The organism is Calothrix rhizosoleniae SC01 (assembly GCF_900185595.1).
GTDB classification, from domain to species: domain Bacteria; phylum Cyanobacteriota; class Cyanobacteriia; order Cyanobacteriales; family Nostocaceae; genus Calothrix_A; species Calothrix_A rhizosoleniae.
The window spans coordinates 1-5,128 of the sequence record NZ_FYBH01000458.1; the positions used below are offsets into that span (position 1 = coordinate 1).

At 44.5% G+C, this 5,128-nt stretch carries 5 protein-coding genes and 1 pseudogene; all 6 read left to right on the top strand.

Going from position 1 to position 5,128, the window contains the following annotated elements; translation table 11 throughout:
• Window positions 1-449: 449 nt before the first annotated feature.
• Entirely contained in the window at window positions 450-1,340 is an 891-nt protein-coding gene (locus CALSC_RS25395) for a helix-turn-helix domain-containing protein (protein ID WP_088243956.1), read from the top strand.
• Window positions 1,341-1,430: 90 nt separating this feature from the next.
• Window positions 1,431-2,363, top strand: a complete 933-nt coding sequence (locus CALSC_RS25400) for an alpha/beta fold hydrolase (RefSeq protein WP_088243957.1) — start codon at window positions 1,431-1,433, stop codon at window positions 2,361-2,363.
• A gap of 62 nt (window positions 2,364-2,425) precedes the next feature.
• Window positions 2,426-3,172, top strand: a complete 747-nt coding sequence (locus tag CALSC_RS25405; RefSeq protein ID WP_088243958.1) for an SDR family oxidoreductase — start codon at window positions 2,426-2,428, stop codon at window positions 3,170-3,172.
• A gap of 29 nt (window positions 3,173-3,201) precedes the next feature.
• Window positions 3,202-3,705 carry a DUF6653 family protein gene (locus CALSC_RS25410; RefSeq protein WP_088243959.1) on the top strand — a complete coding sequence of 168 codons (504 nt, stop codon included), beginning with the start codon at window positions 3,202-3,204 and terminating at the stop codon, window positions 3,703-3,705.
• A gap of 22 nt (window positions 3,706-3,727) precedes the next feature.
• Window positions 3,728-4,312 carry a protein-S-isoprenylcysteine O-methyltransferase gene (locus CALSC_RS25415; protein ID WP_088243960.1) on the top strand — a complete coding sequence of 195 codons (585 nt, stop codon included), beginning with the start codon at window positions 3,728-3,730 and terminating at the stop codon, window positions 4,310-4,312.
• 247 nt (window positions 4,313-4,559) lie between these two features.
• A pseudogene (locus tag CALSC_RS25420) lies at window positions 4,560-5,128 on the top strand (RNA-guided endonuclease TnpB family protein); the annotation flags it as partial.

A 5,128-nucleotide genomic window follows, 5' to 3' on the forward strand; every position in this document is an offset into this window, starting at 1 on the left:
AAAGAGTCTACTGAGTTTAATTACTCTCAAGGCTTATTCAATCTTTCAGAAGATCTCAAATGAGCTCTAAGTAGTTAAACATAATTAATTACACAATGTCATTGCGAGTGTAACGGAGTGAAACTAAACAATTGAAAGGGTTAGGATTACTTCGCGTAGTTCGTAATAATGGTAAATATTTTTGTTGACTTACTTGTATTCATCCCTTAAAGGGTAGTTATACGGACAAATTCGGTATAATATCCGAATAAGAACAGAAAAAAGAAGTTTTCCGTATAATACGAAAAGAATTGCTTGTAATGCTTGATATATACGAATTGAGAAAAAGATTATATGGAAAGACTCCGTATAATAAATAGTTAGATCTCAAGTACAACTTAGCTGGTTCTTGTACGATCTCTGCAAAATGCCAAGTTCATTATGTTGACTCTGTAGACGACTACTTAACGATGTCTAAGAATGCGATTCCGATTACAAATAGTCAAGAGAGCGATCGCGTTTTGGCTAATCGCCCTAAATGGTCCAGCGCCTCTCTGGGCTGGCAAGGCCTCACCCTAGAATATCGCTGCATGAAAGCAGGGGTCATACCTGAAATCTATACCCCATGGCATGTGATTACCTTTGTTGCCAATGCGCCAAAGATTCCTAACGTTGTACGCTCATCTGGAGGTAAGCAGTGGAGTGGCGAAGCCCGCCTGGGAGATGCTGTTATCATTCCTGCCATGGTGGGCTATGGAGTAGAGTGGGACACCGAGCTTGAAACCCTCACATTGGTATTAGAACCGCCGGATCTTGCCACAGCTATTGATGAAGCCCAAGATCCCGCACAGGTGGAAATCATTCCTCAATTCTCTCAGCCCGATCCGTTACTCTATCAACTAGGCCTCGGGCTTAAAGGGCTACTAGAAAATGGTGAACAGGGGAGTCGTCTTTATGCCGATACCTTAACCCATACGTTGATGGTGCATATTATGCAGCACTATACAACTCGCACCACCAAGCCTAAAACCTATAAGGATGGCCTGCCCATGGTCAAGCTTCAGCTTGTACTGGATTATATTCAAGCGCATCTAGATCAAGACTTGGGGCTAAAAGAACTGGCTAACCTCTTACAACTCAGCCCCCATTACTTTTCTCACTTGTTTAAGCAGTCTGTAGGCATTGCTCCCCATCAATATGTAGTACAGCAACGAGTACAACGAGCAAAACAATTATTGAAACAAGCAGATATGACTATTGGTGAGGTGGCCTATGCGGTGGGATTTGCTAATCAGGCTCACTTGAATCGACACTTTAAACGTATGACTGGCATAACTCCCGGTGCTTTTCGGCGAGAATAGCAAGAATAGATAAAACGAACTGACGTTTGTGTAAGACAACTGCTTATTGCCTCTCGCACAATGTAGGCATCTGAATAAGAGGACTATACGATGTTAGTTGCAAACCCAAACGCTACTTTGTCTTCAGCTTTAAGTCTAAATAACTCTCCTGAGTTCTTCTCTCTGCAAGATGGTCGAAAAATCGCCTATGAATGTGTCGGCAATCCTAACGGACGCCCCGTCTTTTTCTTTCATGGATCTCCAGGTTCTCGTTTAGGCATTCTCTCGTCAGCCGAAGCAGCGCTGGAGTACGGCTGGCGGATCATTGCTCCAGATCGTCCTGGTATGGGACAGTCCGATTTTAAGCCCGGTTATACCCTGCTGGACTATACCGATGACATCCGTCAATTAGCGAATGGCCTGGGATTTAATACCTTTGGCGTAATGGGGCACTCCGGTGGAGGAACCACTGTGTTGAGCTGCGCCTATGCCCTGTCTGAGCGGCTTGACTTTGCTTTGGACTTAGGCGGATGGGCTCCGGTGGTGGTAGCTGAGTTGCGATCGCAAATGACTGCACTGGATCGCTTTTTTGCTGAACGGATTTCCCAACCGCAAAATACAACGCCGATTCTCTTTCAATTTCCATTTACCGTATTGGGGTTAGCCGCAAAAGTACTGCCCGCAACAACCTTTATCCGATTGTTGTATCAATCCCAGTACTTTAGTGATGCGGATTACACCGTTTTGTCTAATCCCAAAGCAGCCCATGCCTTAGTTACAAACGTCCGGGAGTCGTTTCACCAGGGCAGCGACGGGCCTGCCTATGATGCCCTATTGCGTTATCAAGATTGGGGCTTTGACCTAGCAGAAATCGATTTCCCCGTTCATATTCTCCACGGCAGTGATGATATTTCTGCACCCTATTCCTTTGCAGAATACAAACATCACCATCTCCCCAACAGCCAGCTCCATACCTACCCTGGCGAAGGTCACTTTTTCCTTTGGTCTCATTGGTCAGAAATTATGACAACGGCATCTGCTTGAGATGACTTAACAACGCGCATATAGCACCACATAAACACACCCGTATTCAATCAGGAGGCACAATGAAGTTATCCGGCCATAAGATTTTGCTTACTGGCGGCAGTGCAGGAATTGGATTTGAGCTGGCCCAGGCACTGGTTTCTCGCAATAACCAGGTCGCTATTTGTGGTCGTGATCCTCAAAAGCTAGCTAAAGCCCGTGAATTACTGGGTGATGTGATTACTATCCAGAGTGATTTAGCGATCGCAAGCCAAATTCCAAAACTGGCAGAGGAAGCTACCCAACAATTGGGGGGACTATCAATGCTGATTAATAACGCTGGTATCCAACAGCAAATCAACTTTATCCAGACTGATACGGGACACATTGCCCAGGCAATCGCCAACGAGATCCAGATAAATTTAACCGCATTAATGACATTGACAGCGGTCTGTCTGCCGCTACTGAAAAAAGCTAAGTCAGCAGCAGTGGTTAACCTCTCCTCTGCCTTAGCCATAACGCCCAAAGCGAGTGCTCCTGTGTATTGCGCCACCAAGGCGGCTATTCATAGCTTTTCTCAATCGTTGCGGTACCAAATGGAAGACGCTTTACCAACTGTACAAGTGTTTGAGGTCATTCCTCCCTTAGTAGATACCCAAATGACCCATGGTCGAGGCAAAGGGAAGATTTCACCTCAGCAGGTAGCGCTAGAAACCTTGCAGGGCATCGAACGAGGGCAGCAAGAAATTCCCATTGGTAAAGCCAAAGTACTGAGGAGTCTTCATCGCCTGGTCCCTGCTCTCTCAGCCAAAATCCTGCGTAACAGCTAAACAATCCGAGCTCAAAGGAGACGTTAAGGATGAATGCTCAAAAACTTGCCAATATCTTTCACATGACCGATACCGTTTGGGCTCGCCATGCTAATCCTTGGAGTGTATGGACCCGCTATGGCTCATTGCCCCTGTTAATTGGAGCGATTTGGAGCCGGGTATGGTTAAGTTGGGGCGCACTTATTCCAACTCTAGTGGTAATCCTATGGATTTGGCTGAACCCTCGCGTCTTTCCCAAACCCAATACGACCCGTCAGTGGGCATCTAAGGGAGTAATTGGTGAAAGAATTTGGTTAAACCAAAAGCAAGTACCTATTCCAAGCCATCATCATCCGGTGATTGCCTTCACAAATACCATAAACGCTATTGGGTTTGGGATATGTGTTTGGGGGCTGTGGAGCCTTGCCCCTTGGCCTACAGTCCTGGGACTGTCCTGGGTGATTTTAGGTAAGACGTGGTTTCTTGATCGCATGGTATGGCTGTGCGACGAAATGGCTGAATGCCATCCTCAATATCAAAATTGGCTGTATTAGTTGCATAAATGGAGACAGACAAATGGAACAAGCCTTTGTTGTGGTTTATTTTGTAGGCGTCTGCATTGCTGGGGCTATTCGTGTGGCCCAAAGTCGTAAACATCTACGCGCCGAAAAAACTCAAATTCCAGCCTTAGAAATTGGATTAATGCTCCTTTGGTTTTTCGCTTCGCAGTTTCTTCCTCTTTTGTATGGAGTAACACCAGTCTTAACGTTTGCTGATTATCCCTTCCCCAGCGCCATCTCTATTTTAGGTATTGGTATCTTTGGGTTTTCTCTATGGTTATTGCGCCGATCCCATCTTGACCTTGACCATAACTGGTCTCCAGCGGTTGAAATTCTGCCGGAGCAAGTGTTAATTACCCAGGGGGTTTATCGCTATGTACGACATCCGATGTATAGCGCTCATCTATTGTGGGGAGTTGCGCAGGGGCTGTTAATTCATAACTGGCTAGTGGGATGGTTCGGGCTGATCACATTTGCCCTATTTTGTTGGTATCGGATTCCTAAAGAAGAGACTCTAATGCAAACCTCTTTTGGTTCAGACTATGCTCATTACAAGCAAATGGTTGGAGCGATCGCACCTAGGGTAGGTGGGATTGATTAATCTAAAAGATGTTTGCGATCTCGTCCGTGTCGTGTCTAACAAGGCAAATGCAGAGGACAGATTATGATTCTTCTTTACCAGAAGTGTAACGAGAAGGTGAAAGCCCTTGAGAAATAGCAACACAGTTGCGCGTTTCGTTCTTTAGACAGGGGATGAAACCTGATACGGTGGGATTTATCCCACAGTCTCCGCATAATCTTAACATTATTAAATCCCACATCATGGGATAATAAATAACACTAAGGAGGTGATTTGTTTGTACGGTTGTCAGCAGGTTTTAATTCACCCAAATCCAGATTTAAAAGCAATCTTATCATTTATTTGCTCCCAATCTAATAAGTTATCAAATTGCGCTCTCTACTATGCCCGCCAAATTTGGTTTAAAGCTAAACGCTACATCACTAAATTTGAGTTGGATAAGGAGATGAAATCAAATCGTCATTTCCAAACTCTCTATTCTCAATCTGCACAACAGTTGTGTCGTTCTGTGTATGAATCCTTTGCTAGTTTTAAACAACTTAATGCTTTATATCAACGTAGTGAGTTATTAGAAAGACCTAGACCACCAAAGTATAGAAAGAATGGTTTAAACAGTGTTAGCTATCCCAAGCAGGGGTTAAGGTTAATCGAATATGGGCAAATCAGAATCCCTCTTGGTCAAACTGTAAAAGTCTGGTTTAAGTTGGATTGTTTCACCCTACCTATGCCCTCTAATTTGAAGTTTGAGTCCATTAGAGAAGTTAGGATTTTGCCGAAAAATCGCTGCTTTTATGCAGAGTTTGTCTATCAAACCCAGACTGTAATATCTGATGTAAG

Coding starts and splice junctions, on each gene's coding strand:
- CALSC_RS25415 (WP_088243960.1), top strand. CDS start 3,728: ATGGAACAAGCCTTTGTTGTGGTTTATTTTGTAGGCGTCTGCATTGCT.
- CALSC_RS25405 (WP_088243958.1), top strand. CDS start 2,426: ATGAAGTTATCCGGCCATAAGATTTTGCTTACTGGCGGCAGTGCAGGA.
- CALSC_RS25395 (WP_088243956.1), top strand. CDS start 450: ATGTCTAAGAATGCGATTCCGATTACAAATAGTCAAGAGAGCGATCGC.
- CALSC_RS25410 (WP_088243959.1), top strand. CDS start 3,202: ATGAATGCTCAAAAACTTGCCAATATCTTTCACATGACCGATACCGTT.
- CALSC_RS25400 (WP_088243957.1), top strand. CDS start 1,431: ATGTTAGTTGCAAACCCAAACGCTACTTTGTCTTCAGCTTTAAGTCTA.